Origin of the sequence: Xenorhabdus yunnanensis (assembly GCF_028598805.1) — a bacterium.
Taxonomy (GTDB): domain Bacteria; phylum Pseudomonadota; class Gammaproteobacteria; order Enterobacterales; family Enterobacteriaceae; genus Xenorhabdus; species Xenorhabdus yunnanensis.
Window position 1 is genome coordinate 41,749 of the sequence record NZ_JAQRFI010000025.1, and the last position, 23,708, is coordinate 65,456.

9 protein-coding genes are annotated in these 23,708 nt (G+C 45.6%); 6 read left to right on the forward strand and 3 right to left on the reverse strand.

All coding sequences use genetic code 11. The features are described 5' to 3' along the window. Window positions 1-9 precede the first annotated feature (9 nt). From rtxA to rtxH, 3 genes are read right to left on the reverse strand one after another with little or no spacing between them, the layout of a single operon-like run. On the reverse strand, window positions 10-13,791 hold the full coding sequence (gene rtxA, locus PSI23_RS11970; protein WP_273555309.1) for an MARTX multifunctional-autoprocessing repeats-in-toxin holotoxin RtxA: 13,782 nt from the start codon (window positions 13,789-13,791) through the stop codon (window positions 10-12). Between the two features lie 26 nt (window positions 13,792-13,817). Beyond that, the gene (rtxC, locus tag PSI23_RS11975) at window positions 13,818-14,279 is read right to left on the reverse strand and encodes an RTX toxin-activating lysine-acyltransferase RtxC (RefSeq protein WP_273555310.1); all 462 of its coding nucleotides are present in this window, start codon (window positions 14,277-14,279) and stop codon (window positions 13,818-13,820) included. 34 nt (window positions 14,280-14,313) lie between these two features. Then, entirely contained in the window at window positions 14,314-14,691 is a 378-nt protein-coding gene (gene rtxH, locus PSI23_RS11980) for a protein RtxH (protein WP_273555311.1), read from the reverse strand. A gap of 593 nt (window positions 14,692-15,284) precedes the next feature. Here rtxH and PSI23_RS11985 point away from each other — a divergent pair. The 6 genes from PSI23_RS11985 to PSI23_RS12010 all read left to right on the forward strand — a co-directional run. Then, complete coding sequence (locus PSI23_RS11985; protein ID WP_273555312.1) at window positions 15,285-17,417, forward strand: peptidase domain-containing ABC transporter; 2,133 nt, start codon at window positions 15,285-15,287, stop codon at window positions 17,415-17,417. After that, a complete protein-coding gene (locus tag PSI23_RS11990) occupies window positions 17,410-18,765 on the forward strand; it encodes an HlyD family type I secretion periplasmic adaptor subunit (protein ID WP_273555313.1) in 1,356 nt (451 codons plus the stop codon). The genes PSI23_RS11985 and PSI23_RS11990 overlap by 8 nt, the downstream gene beginning before the upstream one ends. A 2-nt stretch (window positions 18,766-18,767) precedes the next feature. Beyond that, window positions 18,768-21,008, forward strand: coding sequence for a type I secretion system permease/ATPase (locus PSI23_RS11995; RefSeq protein ID WP_273555314.1), 2,241 nt, complete (start codon window positions 18,768-18,770; stop codon window positions 21,006-21,008). Window positions 21,009-21,158: 150 nt separating this feature from the next. Then, window positions 21,159-22,154, forward strand: coding sequence for a GlxA family transcriptional regulator (locus tag PSI23_RS12000; protein ID WP_273555315.1), 996 nt, complete (start codon window positions 21,159-21,161; stop codon window positions 22,152-22,154). A 104-nt stretch (window positions 22,155-22,258) separates the two neighbouring features. Next, complete coding sequence (locus PSI23_RS12005; RefSeq protein WP_373567321.1) at window positions 22,259-23,014, forward strand: tyrosine-type DNA invertase; 756 nt, start codon at window positions 22,259-22,261, stop codon at window positions 23,012-23,014. 316 nt (window positions 23,015-23,330) lie between these two features. After that, window positions 23,331-23,708, forward strand: a 378-nt coding sequence (locus PSI23_RS12010; protein ID WP_273555316.1) for a hypothetical protein, incomplete at its 3' end; no start/stop codon positions are given.

The window sequence follows — 23,708 nt, forward strand, 5'->3', positions numbered from 1 at the left end:
TTCCAGCTATCAAACCAGTTTGGATTTTCCATTCGTTGTATCCGACCAGGCGGTTACAATGGCTGATTTCTTTTGGCTATCAAGCGAATCAATAAAGCCACTGTCTCCCATATTAGGTGCGAATCCACTCATAGCCTGTACCAAAGAGTCTACTGCATTGGCAGAGAGTGCCGTATACTCACGCTCACCTTGCGTATCTTTATCTCCCCTTTGGGTGATGATATCTGCACGATTACCATTGAAATAATTGTTGAAGGTCACCGATCCCATGGCTTCAAACTGTCCTTGTGCCGAAGTATCTTTGACGTTTCGGTGAGTAAACAGAACCAAATCGTAACCGCTGCGTTGGAACCACAGGTTTTTCCAGTTGATGTCATTGAAAATAATCTTGTCGTCTTGCTTGATATCTTCGACCATGTTATCGATGGCATCACCGCTGACTACAAAGCTATTCACACCCGTGCCGCCCTTAAAGCGGTTTTGATATCCACCCAGTACCAGCAGATCATCACCATCACCGCCGTTAATCTGGCTGAACTTCGATACCACATCAGCAATCAGATGATCGTCACCAGTGCCACCATTGATTACAGCGTGATAACCCATCAGTTTGATGGAGTTGTTGCCCGCACTGCCATCGATCCGGTTATAGTTGCCGAATACCGTGGCAAAATCGTTGCCTTTTCCTAAATCCACCTGATTGTTATTGCCAATGGTCACAACGTAATCCTGATCTTCTCCGGCATCAATGCGATTGAAGTTACCGGAAGCCACGATATAGTCACGTCCCTTACCACCATCGATCACCCCGCCTTCACCAAAGGCAAAGACCTGATCATCACCGTCTCCCATGTAAGCGTAGTTAATGCGTCCGGCCAATACACCAACGTCGTTGCCTGTACCGCCAAACATCATATTTTCACGCCCCATCATAACGCCCGTATCATTACCTTCACCGCCTTCAAAGATATTTGAGGTTCCTACTGAGTAGAAGACATCATCACCACGGCCACCCCAGAAGTTGTTATTTTCTCCCAGATAAGCGCCGAGATCTTTACCGTCACCACCCCAGTTAAAGTTGTAGTTACCGAGGGAGATATTGATATCACCATCGCCTTGCAGATGACCGCTGTTACGCAGGAAATCGAAGGTTTTATCCTGCATGTTCAGCAAATCAGCCGTCAGGTTCTTTTTCAGATTAGTGACCAGCGATTTCATTTCGGCCTGTTTGTCCTGATTGAACAGGGTTGCAAACAGGTTTGGCAGATTCAGGGAAGTTAACCCAAAATCACGATCTGCCTGAGAATCTACTGTTTCCGGTGCTGGCTTACCTTCTTGTGCGGGTATACCCTCTTTAGTAATGGTTACATGCTCTTCTTGCTTTTCATCAGGTGCTTTTGCTTTCAGACCATGACTTTCAGCAAAAGATTTCACACCATCTTTCCCCATACTCAAGCCGGCTTTCAAACCGTCGAGCAATTTATTCGGATCAGTGAAAGCTTTCAGTTGATCACCACTGAATTCCCCGATGATTTCCAGCATGTCACGCAGAATGGCAATGCCATCAACAGACTGACCTGAGCGGGAAACAATACCGCCTTTCGGGGTATAATCCACGCCAAAGATATCCGACAGTGTGGTATCCGCTCTGACGCCTGCCAGATTCCCCTGCAATTTATTTTTGATCTGACGTGGCAAGTCCGTCGGGCTAAAGGTAAACGTGTTTTTCGCCATACCCGTTGGGGTATATCCCTGCGTCATCAAACCAAACAGCGATCCCAAGTTGGTATCCAGAATCGACTGGATATTGTCACCGAACATGAAGTTCCAGTTACCCGTCGTTACCTGAATATCAGCACCCTGCCCACCAACGGCAAAATTGAAGGCCAGTTTTTCATTCGCTTGACGGAATTTATCCGCCCGACTAATTTTGCCCATTTCAGGAGTATTGCCATCTCCACCCAACCACTGGCTGTATTGCTTGTTCAGTGTGGTTTCGAGATCACTTTTCAGGCCACGGCTGCTGCGTTCATTTTGAGAGTCGAGATCAGTCAAGGTCTTATAGTCCACACTGCTGGTCAAATCGATACCAGACAGGTCACTGACATATTTCTTCGCACTTTCCAATGTCCATTGCTGATCCTGTTTAGTCAGCCAATCTGGTGAGTTAAACGATCCGGCAATGTCTTGCAATACACCAGAAATACGAGCTGCGCCACCAAATGGGTTAACCAACGGCGGTGTTGGAATGGATTTATCCAACATGACGATCAGATCGTTACTGCGCCCCGAGTTAAAACTGATGTTACGGTTGCCCACGAACAGTTGTGCGCCTTCCAATGCCTGATAGCCAGCAATATCAACACTGTGCTTGCTGTCACCATCGCCAATGTGAACCATCACGTTGTTATCACCAAAGGCCAGAGATTTAAAGCCGCCCGTACCTACCTTGATGCCCACATTAGTGGTTCCCCAGTTAACGATGGTAAATTCCCCATGACCAGCCTGCACCTGAATATTGCCGGAATAACTCAGTTGCTTATTTGATGATTCCGCTGGAATTACAGATTTATTTTCACCTTTTGCATGAGCTGGTTTTTTATGATCGACTTTTGGTGCATGGAACGTTTCTGCATTGTCCGCAATAGCGCCTTGCGCTTTTGCATCAACACCAGTCTGGCCTACGCGGGACAAGTTAATATCATTTTCAGAAATACCGCGACGGATTCGATCCGTATGGCTTTCCACTTCACCTTTATCATTCCACCCCAACACGATCTTGTTATCCGTGAGCTTGTGAACCCACTGCTCCCGCGCATCTTTCGTATATTTGCGGCCAATGTTGTCTACCGAAACTTCACTACTGCGCGCCGATACTGTGGTACGGATACCCTGCTTATCCAGTTCCGAAATAAAGCTGTGGGCAAAACCTTTTCGGTTGTCATCGCTGATCAAAGAACAACCCACGAGGCTGATATGGTCTGGTGTGCCGGCCTGTTTGAAATCAATACTGAATTGTTTCAGTTTCAGGGCCAGTTCATCCGCACTGTAACCGCTCATGCGCGTATGATTCTGCGTGAACTCTTCACGTCCATGTCCAACAATCTGCCAGCGTAATTTGCCGGACTGCGATTGATCACCGAATAGCGCCGCAGGATCACCATACACCACGCGATAATGACCTTTGGCATCCAGCTGAACAATCACGCTGGAATCAGGATGCTTACTTGCCAGACTTGCGGCTGCTTCCGCAGCAACAGGATCATTTTCCATCTGGATAATGATCTGATGGTTAAAGCGGCTGTCGCTATTTTCAGACTGTGGTTCGACATCAACATTTACCCAAGAGTCAACATCCTGGTTATTCACGCGAATATGATTTTCCGGCAAATTATCACCTGATGGTTCGCCCAATGGTTTTTTCACCAAATCAGTCGCATCAATACCCTTAAGTACCTCAGATTCATTAGGCTGAGTTTTCACATCAAACGCATCAGATAAATTATCCAGTGCAGATACTGCACTATTATCCTCTGCCGAAGCTTTGAGTATGAATTTGCCATTTTCCGAGTCAGCAACGACTTTATTAATATTCGACTGCACAAGATTAGCCGCCTGCTTGAAATTGTTACTTTCAACTTCAACCAGTACCTTCTCACCTTTTTTCGTCGTCACTTCCAACGTTATGGCATCGTCACTGTAATCAACTACACGCCCTGTAACATTTGAACCCAGCCTGAAGGTCTTACCCTGCTCTTTCAGCGCACGCAAGACGTATTGTTGTTCACCTGCACGCGCCTGTTGCCAGACTCCGTCATAATGAGTAATGGCGCTATCTTCAAACGTATTGTAGTTAACATAGAAACTTTGGTTTGCCTCCATGCTGGCTTCATATGTATAGCCAAACTTGGATTGATAGCCTGTTAGCATTCCCTTATGGAAGGAGTCCATAAAGTGTTCGAAGTCTTGATAGTTATCAAATGACTTGATACCAAAGTTAGGATCATAGAATGACCAAACAGTTTGATTTTCTTCTTTACGTACAACAACTGCCATTGCGTGGTCTTCAGACATAAAGGACATGTATGTCGTCTTATCCACATCACGTAACTGCCCCATCACCGACTCATAGCCAGCGATATCATTACTCAATGATCGGTCGATTCTATTTCCCGTCAGCCCATTGGCTTTCAATTTGCCACCATAAGCTTTATTGGCTTTATCACGGTCTACCAAATGGGACATATTTTGAGTTTGGCTATACTGCATTGATAGCAGGTCTTGAATTGCCGGACCGATATGTTGGCGACGATATTTATTAAGCAAAGAGGTCTCAACCGAATTGATATCATTCTTTTTATTCAAGCTATTGTCATTGTAGGCTTTAACCGCATCCGTCAACCAAGACAGATACGCTTTACCTCCACCCAGTCCATGTATCCGCTCTTCTATCAGATAGCGACCAGACAAGGCGAAACAAACACCTTCCAGAAACTCTTTTGACTCAGTGTGGTTCCCATTAGTCAGGAGCACATTGCCAATTTCTGGCACAAGTTTATCAAGATTCTGTAACAGTGATTCTCCCTGAGTGAAATGGAATGAGTATTTATCCAACTCTTTTCCATCTGATTTCGCATCAAACAGGGTGTAAAGCATTTTTTCCAGCAAGCCCGCTTTTACGCTGCCGTTTTCATGCCGAGGTTCGGAAAGTGCTGAAACAATCTGATCGGCATATTGGCTCATCAACCGACCGCTGGCTTCATGACCATAGAAGGTTTGTTCACCCGACACCTGATAACCTGCGACGACAAGTTTGGCACGCAGTTTTTCACCTTCTTTGCCCAATCCTTCGTTATCGGTCAACAGCATGATTGGTGTCTGCTTTGAGATACCTTGCAGGTTTTTCTCAACCGAAAACTGGCCATTGACCGCTTTCGCCAGAACACCGGTGATACCTGCTGGATTCGGTACTTCATGGGCAGTAATGGCTTTGGTCATACTTGGCATTGGCCTGTCAAGCAACAAACCGGAAACGGCCTGTCCGTTGCGTTCTGCATAACGGGCAAGATCTGCCGCCACTGCTCCACCCATGGAATAGCCATGAATAATGATATTTTCTGGCTTAATACCGCGGTCATTAACCAGATAGTTGAACATGGTACGGGCATCCTGATACAGCCCTTTTTCGTTTGGATGACCATCGCTAGAGCCATAGCCCCGCATGTTCACCGCCAGCATATCAATACCTTGTTTTTGGTAGTGACTTTGGATGATACTGGCCTGCTCTTCCGCCGATGAGCCGGAACCATGAATGAAAAGCACGACTTTTTTCGCCGAGCTATTTTCCACCAAGTCATGTTCACCCTGATCTTTTTGATCACCGTTATGGTAATAACCCGTCAGACGTCCAGCTTTACCTTGTAGTGTGATCTTATCCGCTGTACCTTTGGTGACAGCTTCATTCAATATTATCTGAGTGCCATCATCTACGTTACGGCGATTTTCTCTGGCACCGTAAAGCTCATCGTTAAGGAAGCGAGTTACCGGATTGAATGGCTCTCTGTCACGCGGTGGTGTACCGTCGTTATCAATGGCAATTTTTTCCAGCATCTCATCTTTTTTATCAGATTGACCCAATGCTTCCAGATCTTCGCCTACAACCCGTTTCGGCTTATGAAGGTTTGTTTCAACCTGAGCTTCCTGCAATGCCTGTGCAAAATTGAACAGCTCGGTTGGTGTCCAGACACCAAATTTTGGCCGCCATGAATGACCAATCACCTTATCGGCACCACCTGCTTTGAGCACTCTGGCAACAATGCTTGAGCAGTTATCGGTCAGGAGTTGATAACGGGTATCTGGGTTTTGGTTGATTTTCTGCCATTCCGCCTGCATTGCTGCCGCGTCCAATCCTGCCAGATTGATACGGAATACACGTCCCTGATCGCCCTCACTGGCCTTGAAGTCCTGAATATCGCTCAGCTCTCGTTCAGCAAACTGACGGATAACATTGGTGATGCGTTTTTCTGTCAGCTCAGGCGATTGACTGGCAGCCCTGCGCAGAGCCTCAGCAAAATCTTTGCCCACTTCAAACATGTCAACACCGCCATCTTCCCACTGTTTGATAAACGGTCGGGAAATCGCTTCCGGTACACCAGCGGATTGTAATAGATGAGGATTCGCCAGTGCAGCTATGGCAAAACTTTCACTGATATCCTTGAATTTTGCATCAATGCCTTTGGCTATCTGAAGTTTTTCAATAAATTTCTCCAGCTTGTATGTACCATCATTCAAGCCAAAGTTATCACTTTCCTCAGAAGCAACATCGTGTTTCAACTTTTTATTCTGGGCGGCCGGTTGACTCAGGTCACGCCAACGTATCCGCAAGTCAGGGTATTGCTCAGAAGAAACATCGAAAATATGGCCAAGATCAGAAGATTTGCCGCCTTTCGGCCACCAACTGACGTAATTTTTTTCGTTGAATTCTTCGGCATTATCAGCATTAATCTGGGTACGCCCTTGCCCAATTTGCAGGGCAGCGTGTCCCAATCGGCTGTGATCGCTGGGTTTCCAGACAAACAGAGTTGCACTGACCGGAGACAGTTGTTGTTCAATTGCCTGATGTATTTTTGTCAAGCCGGAGACATCGATACCCTTGCCGTCTTTCGACAACTCAGAGGCAGGCAAGTTTGAAAAGACCGAGTCAACCACTGATTGACCATATTCTTTGGTTACAGCAGCCTTGACCTGTTCAACGGCTTTTTCTGCACTTTCTGCTTTCGCCGAAATCTGAATATTGGATTTACCACGGGTAACAAAATCTCCCTGCTCATCAATATAAAGATGCTTAGAATCTTTCAGGTTGGCATTGCCCAGTTTGTTATATAACTCACTGAAACTATCCTTGCCTGAGTTTACAGTCAGCTCAGCAAGTACCAGCGATTCCTCCATGCGCACATTGATTTGTGACAGCAGATTTTTTAGTGCAGGCACGCGTTCTGAGTTTGGATGCCCCAACAAATAACCTTCAACCTGTTGATGTAAGTGAGTCAGTTTTTCTACTGCCTCAAGGTCATAATCTTCGCTGTTTTGCAGGGCGTTTTCATAGTTTTTGAGTGCTTCCAGTACATTACGATAACTGTCACCACGGATTTTGCCCGTAACGTAAGCTGCTTCCTTCAACTCACTTACCGACATCAGGTCAATTTTCGGTTTATATTTCCAGCTACCCTCTACTTTTTCAGCGATAATGCGGGTACGCCCGTGATCGAGGGAAATAATACGATCTTCTGACAAATACAATGATTCAGGCAGTTGGTCGTAATTTTCGTAGTTGGCAAGGATAAAACGCTCCACAGATTTGATTTGAGCTGAGTCGTTTGGATCTTCCACAATGATAGTCTTGGAGACGTCACTGTTATTACCCGGCCACGGGCGAACGTCAAAGCTTCCATCATCGGATTCACGCACCAGCAAATTACGTTCTGTACGTAATCCATAGAATGGCAGCGCTTGATTCAGCAGGTTGTCAATGGCACTGGTTTTAATATCCAGATCAATCAATGTATCTGGCCTATATTTATCGGGATTCAATGCCAGCAGTTCTTCCTGCTTTGCAAGACTAAGTGAATCAAAACGCGCTTTCATTTCCTGTCTGAGGTTATCGGGGATATCTGCATCTACACGCTCAAATCTTGGCACAGGGATATATTTTTCAGCGACAAGATCATTATCACTATCCAACCAGCGATAAATATCAGCCACTTTCTGTGCTCTGATGGCAACGGAAGATTCAGTTTCAGAAGTACTCACCGATGCTTGTTGAATATGTTCTTCACCCAGTGCTTTCAGTCCACTGAGATCCAGTCCCGAAATTTTCGGCGTGTTCCTGACCCATTCCGTTACGACATTCGCGGGCTGACTAACAGGTTGATTGGCTGGCGTTTCGGTATACACAGATGTCGGAGTAGAACTGCCAGACACGTTTTTATTTCTAGTGCGTATCCCCGCATTGATCTGCAAGCGATTTAAGGCTTCTTTGGCATTGTCAAGTTCGTTCAGATCTTCATCCAGATATTGCAATTCTTCGCTGAACCCACCATCAGCCTGAACGGTCGATTCAGGATTGATGTGACTCTTGGATTTTTCTGCTTGTTCAATGTCTTCAGAGTGGCTAGATTCATAAACTTTATCTGACAAATCACTACCCGTTACTCCTGTGCGAGTCGGCTTATAATTGTCATCAAGTTTCGAACCTTTAGCATTATTTTGTACTTGCTTGGTCTTACTGTCTGCCACGGATACTTCATGCTGACCGTGCTGTTCTGCTTTCTGCGAGGCTGATTTGCCATCACGTTCCGCCTGCTCAGCCCGTTGCTTATAGCTGATGGCTTCCGCTTCCCTGTTTTCAGCTTGGATACGAGCGTCTTTAATATCCAGATTGGCATTCTGATGGTTTTGTTCAGCCTTGAGCATCCCTACTTCTGATTTGGCAACTGCATCCTTGATCTCCCCCAGACGTCCTGCTGCCATTTTTTGTGAGTTATCCAATTGGTTACGTGCAGTCTCGCTTGCTTTGTCCAAATCGGTCTGAACACGTCCCAATAATCCATCCGCAAACTGATCACGCCATTGTTGACCGGATTCCCCATGATATGCAGCGTGGCTGTCCAGTGCTTCCAGACCCTTGGCTTTCGCCATCAGATCATCTGTCACCTCTTGGGCTTCGTCCTTGATCGCATCGCGTTGTTGCTCTCCATTGGCGTTCAGGGTATCCAGATCCGTGGCTTCCAGCTGTTTCTGTGTGCCAGAAACGGCTGCCAGTTGTTTATCTCTTTCCTGCTCTAAACGCTGACGATCAGCTTCCGCCTTTTCCTTATCCTGCAAGGCGTTATGGGCGGATTTGTCCTTCTGCATATGTTCAGTAATGGCACTGTCTGACATATAAGATGATGAAGTTGCAGAAACGTTATCCAGAACGTAACCCAAGCCATCATTCGAGCCGATTCCAGAAAATCCCAGTAGGTTTTTGCCCGCTTTGGCGGTTAAAGTCAATGTCTTGTTTTGCCACTCACTTTTGCCATTGGCGGCCGCATAAACAACCTTACCATTCCACCACACTTCCAGCCCGTTATCGGCAGAGCTGCCAGCGCGCCTTGCAAAATCGAATTTGACGGTAATTTCTTCACCCGCTGTCAAATTCTGGATATTCTGACAGATAAGCGTGTTTCCATTGACATCAAGCTCACTGACACGATCGCCATGCCCTTCAGCACTGAGGCCATATGACTTAGCTGAATAACTGGCTTCAATGCCATTGGTATATGTCCATCCCTTGGCGCCTTGTTCAAAATCACCATTGACGATCAAGTTGCGTGACTGATTTGGATTCAGGCGTTTTTCATTGCCGAGTGTATTCTCGATACTACCAGTATCCGGGGTATCAACGCCTGTTACGGAACCTTTCAGGCTGTCTTTCAAGTCAGAAGTGACTTCATCCATTTCTGTCAGCTTAAAGCCATTCAGAGAGGAAACTTCCGGCAGATCAATGGCTCCGCGTCCTTTATGGATTCCTGATGTATTGGCCTCATCGCCATTCACCAGATAATTGATGCCCTGACTACCCGCGCTGCCAAGCACTGTCTGCTTGATATTATCGAACAATGCATTCAGTTTATTGCTCTGGGTATTGCTTTCCGCCACGGCAAGGCTATAGAAATCACCGTTACCCACCTGAATTGCCACGTTGTTACGAGCATAAGAGGCATTGATATTCAAGCCATCACCCACATGGATATTGGCATTACCCTTACCTTTCATGACTGAAACATTCAGGCCGTCACCCACACGGGTATTAACGTTGAATTTGCCCCAAGCCACATTGACGGAAACACCATCACCCACTTTGGTGTTGATATTCAGGTCACCATGAGCAGCAGTCACACTAAGACCATCACCCACAGTGGTCGTGATATTGCCCTTGCCTTTGGCGGCCGTGACCTGCATACCATCACCCACTTTGGTGACAATATTGCCCTGACTCCATAAAGCATTGAAGCTATCCCCATCACCGATTTGAGTCACAATATTGGCTTCGCCCTTGGCGAGCACGACATTGCGGCCATCACCCACTTTAGTGATGATATTGGCCTTGCCCCAAGCGCCAGTGTAGTCATCACCATTATAGACATGGGTCACGATGTTAGCTTGCCCTTGAACAACGGTAACTTCCTGACCATCGCCGACTTTGGTAATGATATTCGCATCACCTTTGGCAAAGTTATAGCGCTCACCGTCACCAACATGGGTTATGATATTGGCTTTGCCCCAAGCCACATTGATGCCCGATCCATCACCGATTTTGGTGATGATGTTGGCTTCACCTTTCGCAAACCCGACCGTAGTACCGTCACCAACATGAGTCATGATATTGCCGATTTTGGAAATCAGCAGACCGACTGTGGTTCCATCACCCACTTTGGTCAGAATATTGCCTTTGCCAGCCAACAAGGCCGCCGTAGTGCCATCACCGACATGGGTTACTACATTGGCTTCAGAAGCCGCCACAACTCCCATGAAATCATTACCGACTTTCGTCACGATATTGGCTTTGCCTAATGCCAGTACACCCGTCAGGCCATCACCGACATGGGTCATAATATTGGCTTCGCCAAACATAGCAGCCAGAGTTGTACCATTACCCACTTTTGTCATGACATTGGCAGTACCAGCAAGCAGGCCGATGCTAGTGCTTTCTTCATCCTTACGGACAACGTGAGTATAAATATTGGCTTTACTCACCATCAATGCCACAGTCAAACCAGTGCCGACTTTAGTCAGTACACTTGCCCCACCGATCATGGCGGCAAAGGTTGAACCATCACCAATCTGGGTAAAGATATTGCCTTTGCCAATCATGGCAGACAGCGCATCACCGTTACCGACTTTGGTCGCAATATTTCCTTTGGCGATCATCAAGGCAACACTCGTGCCATCACCAATGTGTGTGTATACGTTGCCGAGCGCCAGCATCAATGCCAATGCATCGCCCTTGCCGACTTTGGTAAAGACATTGCCAGCTCCACCCATCAGCGCCCAGGCATTTCCTTCACCAACATGAGTGAAAATATTGCCCGCACCGATCATGGCCGCAATCGTTGTGCCATTACCGGCTTTGGTGAAGATATTACCTGCCGCAGCCATTACGCCCAGTGTTTGCCCATTGCCTACATGGGTCAAAATGTTGCCGAGGCCCAACATGATGCCAGTGGTATCGCCATTGCCGACTTTGGTCAGAATATTCGCACCACCCAGCATAATACCGGTGGTTTTGCCATTGCCGACATGGGTCAGGACGTTGGCTCCACCGCCCATGACAGACAGAAGGTCGCCTTTGCCCTTTTTCGTCAGGACATTTGTGCCACCCAGTGCAATTGCCGACGTATTTGAGGATCGGGTATTTGATGAGTCGGCATTAGAAGTATCAGTATCATCACTGATATGGCTAATGATATTGGCACCGCCAAACATGGCTGATTCCAGATCACCTTCACCGATTTTGGTCAGGACGTTTGCGCCGCCCACAAGAATAGAGGAAACGTCACCATTCCCCACTTGAGTCAGGATATTGGCTCCACCAACACCAGACCACAATGCGTCACCGTTGCCAATCTGGGTATGGGTATTGAAACCACCGCCCATAGCGATTCGGCTATCACCATTACCTTTATGGATGGAGATATTACCTACTGCCAAAAGATGGGCAAGATAGCGGCCATCGCCAACGCGAACCAGTACGTTTGCCGCTCCGCCGGCATTGACTTCCATATCACCACGTAGCCCCTGATGAAGCAGTACGTTGGCAATACCGGCACCATTGAACTTAAGATTGCCTTCTTTGCCTTTTTTGATGATGACGTTCGCACCACCAGCACCGTCGAATTCGGTGTTACCAAACTCAGAGCTATGTTCAATCACATTAGCAATGCCGGCACCTTTAAAACTGACATTGCCTTGGGTGACGTTGGATTTGATGATATTGCCACCACCTGCCCCTGCATAATGAATATCACCAGAACTGTCACCGCTGACAGTTGCCGATTTGAACAGATCAAGCTCACTGTTTTCATGCATATCAGGCACACGACTGGCAGTTGTGCGCACAGCATTGACGCTGTAATGAATATCACTCAGCGAGTAGCTACCGGTTCCCATATCGTGATAACCGTTAGCATAAGAGATATTTTCGTTCGCCAGATTTGCTGTATGGTTACCTGCTTTATACCAAGGGCGGGCGATATATTGCAGCGTTCCTGTTTTTGGATCGTTCCTCAGCTCAACCACCACGACCTTGGTATATCCGTCATGTTGCTTACCATAAACATAGGTGTTTGACATCCGGTTGGATTTCACCGCCTTCACATCAATGGTGGTTCCATCGCGGTAAATAGCATAACCGCCCATTTTGGCGTCAGACAAGGTGATATCTGCCGCGTCAATCTGGACACCATTGCCATAATTCACCCATTCGTTTTCTGTCAGTTTTTTCTCAACCGCATAAACCGTTACCTGTTTCCGTTTTTCAACAGACAGGTTTGACAATGTGTAAGCGCCATCCTCACCGACAGAATTAAAGCCACCTTGAGTAGAAATATCTTGTTTTTCCAGCCCCTTGAGATGCTTCCCTTCTTTATACCAAGCTGTCGATAAGTATCTCAGTTTGCCAGTTTCAGGATCATTGCTGAGCTGAACTTTGTTGATTTTAGTGTGAGTACCATCCTCAAATGCAAACAGGTAAGTATTCGGCTCCCGTGTGAATTTAAGCCCCATGACCTGATGGGAATCGCCAATCCACGTACCGCTCATAGTTGCATTGGTCAGCACAACCTCTTCGGCCTTGGCATATTCCATCCTTTCGCTGCCGAAGTCATTGGCTGTGCCCTTGCGGGTAATCTCGTTATAGCCACCCACGCCAGAGAACTGGATATTACCGTGCGCCACGTCAGAATAAAGTTTGTTATAACCGCCAGCGCCTTCGAACTTAATATCGCCATGAGTTTCGGAATAAACATCATCCGTCTGACGAATACGTTCAATAAGGTTAGAAGCACCAGCCCCCTGCAAGGAGACATTACCAATTTTTCCCTGACGGACAATATGGTTAGCGATCCCTGCCCCTTTAAAGTCAATATTGCCACTCTCAACCCGTGAGCTGATAATATTTGCCGCACCAACACCGTCAAAGGTTACGTTGCCGCGGGAGTCTTGATAGCGGTTGGACCATGTACGGTCAATCTTGTTTCCGCCACCAGCCCCTTTATAAGAAAAATTGCCCTGATTGGTTTCATGCCAGATTTCGTTATACGCCCCGGCACCATCAAAGCTAATATCACCCTGCAAGCCTTTGCGGGTGATACTGTTATATCCAGCAGCCCCAGAATAAAAAATGCCGCTTTTTTCACCGGTGTGATTTATTTTCACCCCACCGGCTACCCCTTCAAATCTTATCGGTCCACTCTGTGTTTTATTGATTGAAGTGAAACCACTTCCCCCTTTTACCGTCAGATCGCCGCCTGTATCATTGACGTTCAGATACCCGGCAGCACCTACAATAGTGTCATGACCCCAGGTTGTATTGACGGTCGCACCAAGAGAGCCGACGACGATATAGTCATTTCCGCCATAAGCATTTATGACCCCACCAACACCGATGGCATGTATTGTGTTTCCTTCGTTATCATCTTCGTATCTACCGGTAAAGAAATATTCTGTACTCCGGTTGGATGATTTTCCCATAAAATAGTCCTGGTATTGAGCATAAATTAAACAACAAACCACTGTGTCCGACGGATACAGCGGTCATTTTGAACATCCAGAGTTCCCCTGACAGTGCAGGCTTTTTGTCCTTTCCATGCAGCAAACACCCGACGACGGAGATCGTAGGCAATTTCACGGGCATGTCCGAAAGGCGCAATCATTTCCGGAAAAAAGATATGCTGGCCGGAACGCCAATCTTCCCGCGAAATTTCCCGCTCACCGGCAAGGATCGCTTTTCGGCTGCTGTCAGACAAAAAAGCCCAATTACAAAAAGCAACTGGGCGTTGGTGTTCATCTTGGTAATAGCAAAACTGATTGAGCTGGAATGAAGGCAAAATGCGTTGTTGCCATTCAGCAACTAAATAACGCCGATGCAAGGGGGAGTGTTGACAAAGCAACATCACCCCACCAATCATTGCCTGTATTTCAGTCGTATTCAGTGTTGCCGATTGATGTTTGATCATCATGGACTAGCAACTACCTGATAGAATTTTGTTGATATTATTTTGATGTATCAGAATGACGCTTTGAGCGCTTTTTTGATTCAGCCGTTTCCGGGGCAATCGTTTCTTGATAAATGGCTTCTTGATCAATGACTTCTGGATCAGTTACTTCTGGAGCAGGTAAAAAACCAGCGGCGATCAGTTTATTGAGTTCAGCTTCCATTCTTGGATCTTCAAGCATACTTTTAACCATGGAAACCATATACATAAAACCAGAAGCAGGCATATGAATAACTTGTTTTAATTGTAATTCCTGATCATTTTCTGCCAGCGTGCCATTTGCCATTCGATTAGGCTCTTGCCCTACAAAATAAAGGGAGAATACGCCTTTGTTATAATTAACACTTGAGATAGTTTGAACAAATTTTTCAGACATAGCATTATCCATTAAATAAATATTTATTTAACATTAAATTAATATTTATTTAATGTTAAATTTGCATTAAATTAAAATGATTAAATCATAAATGAACCCATATTCATCATGGTCTCATTTATGATTAAACCTTATTGCTACGACTACATTATTACAGCTACATTACTACGGCTACCTGAATAAGCTAAAGTAATTCAGCTTACCTTTATCTTTCAAGGTACTACTATCTTTCAAGGTACTACTCTCTTTCAAGGTGCTGCTTTCAAGCTCTATCTAAAATGGCAAGTATAGTATGAACTCATTGAGTATGGAGCGATAAATCAAATGGCCCACCGACCGCGGTTTACCAGTTATGTTAGGATATCAGTTACTTTGAACAAAAATATATCCATTTATATGATAAAATCAACAAATAAATAGAAAAATGTCTGTTTAACCTCTACATTTAGTCCCAATTACCAACACTCATATATTCTTTGATAACAGATAATATCCTTTAATAAATTTATTAAAATTACTTAATAGATAAACACCTCACTCGTTTTCAGGTTATTTTTTTAATCAAGATATTTATTTAAAGTAGATTTAATTTAATGAATGAAACAGAAAAAACAACAATATCATTAATTAATTTAATAATTATGATATCTAATGGAAAGCATGCAGACACATCAAATAAAAACTTAAACAATAGTGATGATTATATTTCTGCTCTAAACAAAATACAAAAAGAATGCAATATTAAAATAAAAAATAAATACTCTATAAATAAGAAGTTAGCCAGCATTTCCTTACCTGCCGTTTTGTTCAGCAATGATGGACAACCTTTCATTTTGGCAAAATATGATGAACAACGGGTATTAATCCAGAAACCTAATCAAGACATCCCAGAGATATTAAATAAAGAAGAATTTATCAATGTATGGAGTGGCCGGTGGCTAAAAATAAAACAAAAAAACAGCCAATTTAATATTCGCTGGTTCATTCCTGAATTTGTCAGGCAAAAGAAAAACCTTACGGAGATACTGCTGTTTTCCTTCGTTTTACAGATTCTGGCGCTTATCTCTCCTTTGGTTGTGCAAGTTGTCATGGATAAAGTGCTCGTTCACCAAGCACTTTCTACATTGGATGTGCTGATTTTTGGGCTGGTGGCGGCCGGATTGATCGAAGTCATTCTGCGGGGGTTACGTGAGTATCAGTATGCCCACACCGCTAACCGGATTGACATAAAACTCGGATTGAAGCTGGTTAAGCACTTGTTTGGCCTACCATTGCTGTTTTTTAAAACCCGTCAAGTGGGCGCGATTGTGACACGAGTGCGGGAACTGGAAACGGTTCGGGAGTTTTTAACCAGCTCCATGTTCACACTGTGTATCGATGTTCTGTTCATGTTTGTATTTATTTATGTCATGAGCCTGCTGTCCGGTATGCTGACGCTAATCTTCCTGCTTACTATTCCCTGCTATGCCCTGCTTGCTTGGTGGGTAACGCCAAAAATTGAAAAAGCGGTGGAAAAACAATTCACTCATGCAGCAATCAATACTTCTTTCCTGACCGAAACCGTTGCAGGTGCCGAGACACTGAAAAGTCTGGCCGCTGAACCCCGTTTTATTCGCCGCTGGGATAGCCAGACCGAAAAAATGGTCAGCACCAGTTATGATGTACAGCAATGGGATAATCGTTCCGGTCATCTGGTGATGATGCTGCAAAAAGTCACTAGTGCTGTCATTATCTGGCTGGGCGCTTCGGAAGTGCTTTCCCTGCACATGACCATTGGTCAATTAATTGCTTTCAATATGATGGTCAGCCATACCCAACAACCTCTGGCTAAGTTGGTGCAACTCTGGGGGCAATTTATCCGTTCACGCATTGCCATCGATAAGCTGGGAGATATGCTGAACCTGCCAACCGAACAGCAATCAGGCAACGAACAGGTTGCATTGCAAGGCGCTATCTCATTCTCCGATGTCGTCTTCCGCTACCAACCCGACCTCCCGACAACCATTAACCGTTTCGCGCTGGATATTCGGGCGGGTGAAACCGTGGGCGTAGTCGGAACCTCTGGGTCTGGAAAAAGTACTCTGGCACGTTTGCTGCTACGCCTTTATACCCCGGAAAGTGGCACGATCACGCTGGACGGCATTCCTTTGCAAAATTTCAATATTGAGTCCATCAGGCAGCAGATCGGTATCGTTCTGCAAGAAAACTTTTTATTTAATAAAACCGTATATGAGAATTTGTCCCAATCATGCCCTGATACTCCGTTATCCGCAGTGATTGAGGCGGCAAAGCTGGCAGGGGCACACGATTTTATTCTCAAATTGCCGATGGGATATGACACGGTGATCGCCGAAGGAGGGCAATCTCTATCAGGCGGTCAGCGACAACGGTTAGCCATTGCCAGAACCCTGCTGTCAGATCCCAAGGTCCTGATCCTTGATGAAGCCACCAGCGCACTGGATGATGAATCACAAGCCATCATTCAATCCAACATGGCCGATATTGCTCAAGGCAGAACCGTTATCACCATTGCCCATCGGCTCTCCACGGTACGTCAATGTGACCGGATCATTGTATTGCACCAAGGGCAAATCATTGAACAAGGTAGCCATGAACAGCTTCTGCAACAAGGCAAACACTACCGGAAGCTCTGGCAGTTGCAGCAAGAGTTAAAACAAGAAGAGCTAAAACCAGAAACAAAACAGGAGGAGCCTACACGTGCTTAAGGCTATCTTACGTAAAGGGATCAAACGGTTACGTACTGCTCCCCACCATTATGATTTTTTACCGACACACTTGGCATTATCACAACGCCCGCCTTCCCCGTTTGCCCGTTATACGGCAATAACGCTGAGTATTGGTGTTCTGATTGCCTTGCTATGGGCCTATCTGGGAAAATTGGATGTGCAGGCAACCGCAACCGGACGTTTGATCGCTTCTGGTCGTTCCCAAATCATTCAGGCTTATGAGCAGAGCCGCCTGATTGCTATTCATATCACAAATGGTCAGCATGTTGAGAAAGGTATGCCACTGCTTACGCTCAATACGCTTGGCGTCAATCAGGATATTACCCGTTTGATCGAGCAACGTGAATATCTGATGGAAGAGGAAATCCGTTATCAGGCACTGCTTGGAAAGCATGAGCCGAAATCCCTGCCGCTTTTCCAGCAGCAATCCGCAGAAAAACAGGAAAAAATTCTGGCTCATTACTCTCACGAAAGGCAAGAGTTCGACGCAATCGTCACCAATATCCACGCAGAAATGGAAGTGAACCTGACTTCTCAAAAAGCACGGAGTAGCGATATACGCTCATTGACCAATCTGCGCAAAAATATCAACCAGCGCTTGCAGGCCCGCAAGACATTGAGCCAAAAGCAGGTTATCAGCAAGGTGGAATATCTGGAGCAAGAAAAGGAATTGCTGGAAACAGAAAGGCTGATTGCTCAGCAAAAATCGGAACTCAATATTCTGATGACGCAATACAAGAGTCTGGAGGAACGCTTAAAAAGCATCAAAATACAAAAAGAGCGGGAATGGTTTGAGAAAAGAAAACAGGCAGAGATGCAATTGGCGGTCATAAGACAGGAAATTTCTAAAATGCAAGAGCGGGAAGAACTTGAGGTTGTGCGTTCTCCCGTAACAGGTACAGTTCAACAATTAAGTGTCCACACTCTCGGCGCAGTTCTGCAACCCGCCCAGAATTTGATGGTGATTGTTCCTGATGAACATGTACAACTTGCCGAAATCCAAATCCTGAACAAAGATGTCGGTTTTGTACATCCTGGTCAGCACGTCACCGTCAAAGTCGATGCTTTCCCTTATACCCGCTATGGCACGATTGAAGGGGAATTACTCAGCGTTTCACGGGATTCCACCAACGATGAGCGGCTGGGTCTGGTTTTTCCCGCACAAATCAGCCTCAAACAGAACAATATTATGGTCGATGGGAAACCCGTCGAAATTACGGCGGGTATGTCCATTGTTGCGGAAATCAAGACGGATCAGCGAAGAGTGATTGATTATCTGCTCAGCCCGATTCAGGAATACCAATCTGAAGCATTGAGGGAAAAATAATCATGGCTGACGCTTTTTCCTTTACCAGTAATACAGACAAAAACCACGACAGCGAAATCAGCAATTATGCGCTGGATTGCATCGCCCATTTAGGGAAACAGTTTCATAAAGTGGCCTCTGTCGAGCAATTGCACCATGCTCTGGGGCTGGATTCCCTTGCACTAACAGAACCACAGCTTCGTGAAGCTGCGGATGCCATTGGGTTGCACAGTAAATTTGAATGCCTGACATCTGATACGGCTGCCACATTACCTTTACCTGCGTTGATTAAATTAGATCAGCGCTGGTGGGTGTTGTCAGAAATCCGTCCTGACGCATTTAGTGTGTTCGATCCCACCACCGGAAAATACGAAGTACATGCGTTGATTCCTTCTACACATGGTGAATCTAAACATAGTGAATCTAAACATGGTGAACCTAAACACGGTGAACCTAAATATAATGGGCAAACAAATCCTGACGAATATGATTTTCAGGGATATAGCGTACTGCTTGTAGCTGACAAATCCCTGACCAAGCAGGAAATCAAATTTGGCTTAAGCTGGTTTTATCCCTCCATTTTCAGGCAAAAAAACCAGTTACGGGACATTTTTCTGTTTGCTATTGTGCTGCAAATTTTTGCGCTGGCATCCCCCTTGCTATTTGAAAATGTCATCGACAAGGTGCTGGTTGGGCGGAGTATTTCCAGCCTGCATATTCTGGGGATGGCGATGCTGGCTCTGGCATTGGCGGAACCCCTGTATGGCTTCCTGCGCAATACTGTGTTCGGGCATATGGCGAGTCAAATAAATGCCGAACTTTCCGGCAGGCTGTATCGCCATCTGGTGGGATTGCCCCTGCCCTATTTCAAACAACGGCAAACAGGGCAAATTATCGCCAGAATCCGGGAAATGGCACAGATCCGCCAATTTTTGACCGGCTCGACCCTCATGCTGTTGCTTGACCTGATTTTCATCATTCTGTTTCTGGGTGTGATGTTCCATTATTCCTCCCTGCTGACATGGATCGTAATCAGTTCGCTGGTTCTCTATTTTTTGCTCTGGATTACCGTTGGGCCAATCATTCGAAGCAAAGTAGAAAAGGAATATGAAGCCGATGCCAATGCCACCACCTTCCTGACAGAAGCTGTTACGGGTATTGAAACCATCAAAACTACCGCAACAGAAAAACGTTTTTTGCACCAATGGCAAAAAGTATTAAGTCAGCAGTTAATCCGACGTTTTACTGCCCAGAAAAGCGGGCTGGCAGCGGGGCAAGGGATCGAGCTGATCCAAAAAGTGGTTGCCGCTCTGCTGCTTTGGTGGGGAGTCCGCAGTGTGCTTAATGGCGATTTGTCTCCCGGTGAACTAATTGCTTTTAATATGCTGGCAGGGCACGTTACCCAACCCATCCTGCGATTGGCACAAGTCTGGCAAGACTTTCAGCATACCTTGATCGCCCTGCGCCGGGTAGGGGATATTCTTGATGAACCGATGGAAAACAGTAAACAGGGGCTGGCATCGGCACCTGATCTGGCGGGCCAGATTGAGTTCAGAAATATACGTTTCCGCTATCATGCCGATACGCCGGAAGTGCTGGCAAATCTGTCACTGGACATTAAGGCAGGGGAATTTATTGGCATTACGGGGCCATCGGGTTCCGGCAAAAGTACACTGACACGATTGTTGCAGCGCCTATATGTACCACAACACGGACAAGTATTGGTGGATGGCATGGATTTAGCCATTGCTGATCCTGTATCACTGCGCCGTAATATGAGCGTCGTCTTGCAGGAAAGCATTCTGTTTTCCGGCAGCATTGCGGACAATATCCGCTTGTGCAAACCCAATGCCAGTGATGAGGAAGTCTGTAAGGCCGCGACACTGGCTGGTGCCACTGATTTCATCAATGAGTTTCCACATAAATTTGCACATCCGGTTGGTGAAAAAGGATGCAGCCTTTCTGGCGGACAACGGCAGCGCATCGCATTGGCAAGGGCACTGCTGAATGATCCCAAGATTCTGATCCTTGATGAAGCCACTTCCGCACTGGATTATGAATCTGAAGCAGCCATCATGAGTAATATGGATGAAATATGCCGAAACCGCACCGTGATTAGCATCGCTCATCGGCTGAATACCATCCGCCATGCCGATAAGATTTTCGTTTTAGATCTGGGGAAAATCGCTGAATCAGGTTCACACGATGCTCTGGTGCAACAAAATGGTTTATATGCACAACTTTGGCATCAACAAACAAAATAATGTAATTAATTTATTATTACTTTGGTTACTATTTTAATTGCTATAAAAAAGAAATTCATTGAAGACATGAGGCTTGTTTCACCTTAAAATTAATTTCATAAAGAAATTAACACAGCATCATAAGATGTTCTTAAGGAAGAGAATATAACTATGAAACAAGTCTCTATTACAGCATTGGTTTTTTCTCACACATCTGTAACATCGGTTGCCATGCCGATTGAAATTCTCACCATCGCCGCCAATGCCATTGGCGGCCCAGTTCCTCATGTCAGCATTATCTCTCCGACTAATCAGGGAATGATCAGTCAAAAAATCAATAATATAGATAGCCTGTTTATGGATTCAGATCCCATCGCCCACGATTCTCTTTACACTTCTCTCGATTACGAACAGCAACCCGATATTATTCTGGTCGGTTCACTGGGTTTCCCTGAGTGGGAACCACGGCATTGCACATCGGAAATCATTGCGTGGCTTAAAACAATGGATGAAAAGCACATCCCTATCGTTTCAATATGCTCAGGCACATTTATGCTTGCTAAAGCAGAATTATTAAACAACGGCGCCACAATCCACCCTTATTTTTCCCCTGAATTCAAAAAACTTTTCCCTCATATTCCCCTTTATACCGACAAAAAAATTATCAGCGATAACCACCGTTTCTGTATCTCCAGTGCCTATGGCTGCGGGAGCTGTATGTTGAATATCGTTGAGTTGATGTACGGACAATATGCCAGAGAACAATGTGCAAAATTTCTGTTAGACGAAAATGACCATCAAACCTCGTTCAATTCCGCCTGTTTTACCCCTTATCGCCAACATACCGACTCGCTGATCCATAAACTGCAAGACTGGATGCATACTTTCCCTTCTGAAATTTTATCTGTCGCCGATTTAGCCAATAAAATTCATCTTTGCGAACGACAAATGAAACGTCGCTTTAAGATCGCCACAGGAAAAACACCAATCCAATATATCCAACAGCTCCGTCTGTCACAGGCAAAGCATTGGTTGGAAAAATCCCAGAAATCCATTGAAGAAATCAGTCATGAGGTGGGTTATGAGGATACACGTTATTTCAGGGAATTATTCAAACGTTGCAATGGCGTGACGCCAAAAGAATACCGACAAAAATATCATCACTGACGGAGTTTTTCTGCACACAAATTTTGCACTCTGTAAATAATCAGCAACACTAATAGGTGACACGTTTTCTTACCCTCAAAAGCCTATCCTTGTAGGTTTCCATTATGGGACAGGCTCTTCATCGCTTTCTGGAGATGAATACCATGTTAAAACGCAAGTACCTAACCCAACCTGAGATAGAAATATTGCTCAGTGAGCTGGGTAAATATGTACATGCAGAACGCAATATCTGCATGATGTTTATGGGATTTATTCACGGTTTCAGAGTATCCGAACTGTTGAGCCTGAAACTGTCTGATGTGGATTTGGACGGCCGCAGCCTGCGTGTTCAGCGCCTGAAAAATGGCTTTTCCACCATTCACCCGATAGTGCCGCGCGAAGTCCAGCTTATCCGCCATTGGCTGGTGGAACGGCAAAATTATTTACCCAAAACACGATCACACGAACAACTCGCAGATGAAGACGTTGACTGGCTATTTCTCTCCCGCAACGGGCAACGCATGTCACGCCAGCAGGTTTATAAAATCATTCGCCAGACCAGTCAAAAGGCCAAATTGTCGATTTGCGCGAATCCGCACATGCTGAGACATGCCTGTGGTTATGCTCTGGCAGACAACGGTGTCGATACCCGGCTGATTCAGGACTATTTAGGCCACCGGAATATTCGTCATACTGTGCGTTACACCGCGAGTAATGCGGGTCGGTTTGAGACGATTTGGCATGAAAAAGGAAAACGCAAAAAGTTAACAATTAGTACCAAACTGTCAAGTCACCTAAAACAGCTCTTTTTAAACTTAGTTTATTTTTCCTCTGCTTACAAAAATCATCCTAATCTATTGATTATTAACAATAAAATTTAATTTATGTTTTTACCCCCTCAATAATTCTCGCTGATTATTTCTTATTGATTTTTATAAAAAATTATAGGCCCGTTTTTAAATATTCCATTCCGAAAGAACAATTCTCTGAATCAATCAATTTATGATGGTCATTTTGTCCATCACATGGCTTTTTTTAGATGAATCATCCTAAGTTGACAGTTTGGTACTAAATGTCAACTCACCGTGTAAATAACAATATGTGAGTAACAACATGGGGATAGCAACACCGCTCTGGGATGAGTCAATGGCATCGGCGTTTGGTAACGCCTGATGGAGATCGTGTTGATTCTGAAGGTTGATAACTATGCTAAAGAAACAAAACAAGCCGTGGACAGATAAGCAACGCCATCGCCTTAAGCGGGTGGCGTGGATGAATATCTTTGCGCAGGTTGCCTTTCCTGTGGTCGGCGCTTTTACGCCCGCACTGGCGGTGGGCGATGAAATTGAGGCACCTCAGTCCTCATCCAATGAGCGGCTGGCAGAGAGTTTGCGGCAGGCTTCTGTGCCTGAAACACCGGCAAACGAGACGGAACGCTGGCTGGCAGGGGCCGCTTCCCGTGCCGCGGGGATGCTGAAAAGCGGCAATCTTGTCGAGAGTACCAAAAACCAGTTGCGCGGCCTGGCGGTCAGTGAAGCTAACCAAACGTTGCAAAACTGGCTGCAACGTTACGGG

What these genes read in the sequence shown, in the direction of transcription:
- rtxC (WP_273555310.1), bottom strand. Translation starts at nt 14,279, where the DNA reads ATGATGATCAAACATCAATCGGCAACACTGAATACGACTGAAATACAG.
- rtxH (WP_273555311.1), bottom strand. Translation starts at nt 14,691, where the DNA reads ATGTCTGAAAAATTTGTTCAAACTATCTCAAGTGTTAATTATAACAAA.
- PSI23_RS12005 (WP_373567321.1), top strand. Translation starts at nt 22,259, where the DNA reads ATGGGACAGGCTCTTCATCGCTTTCTGGAGATGAATACCATGTTAAAA.
- PSI23_RS12000 (WP_273555315.1), top strand. Translation starts at nt 21,159, where the DNA reads ATGAAACAAGTCTCTATTACAGCATTGGTTTTTTCTCACACATCTGTA.
- PSI23_RS11985 (WP_273555312.1), top strand. Translation starts at nt 15,285, where the DNA reads ATGAATGAAACAGAAAAAACAACAATATCATTAATTAATTTAATAATT.
- PSI23_RS11995 (WP_273555314.1), top strand. Translation starts at nt 18,768, where the DNA reads ATGGCTGACGCTTTTTCCTTTACCAGTAATACAGACAAAAACCACGAC.
- rtxA (WP_273555309.1), bottom strand. Translation starts at nt 13,791, where the DNA reads ATGGGAAAATCATCCAACCGGAGTACAGAATATTTCTTTACCGGTAGA.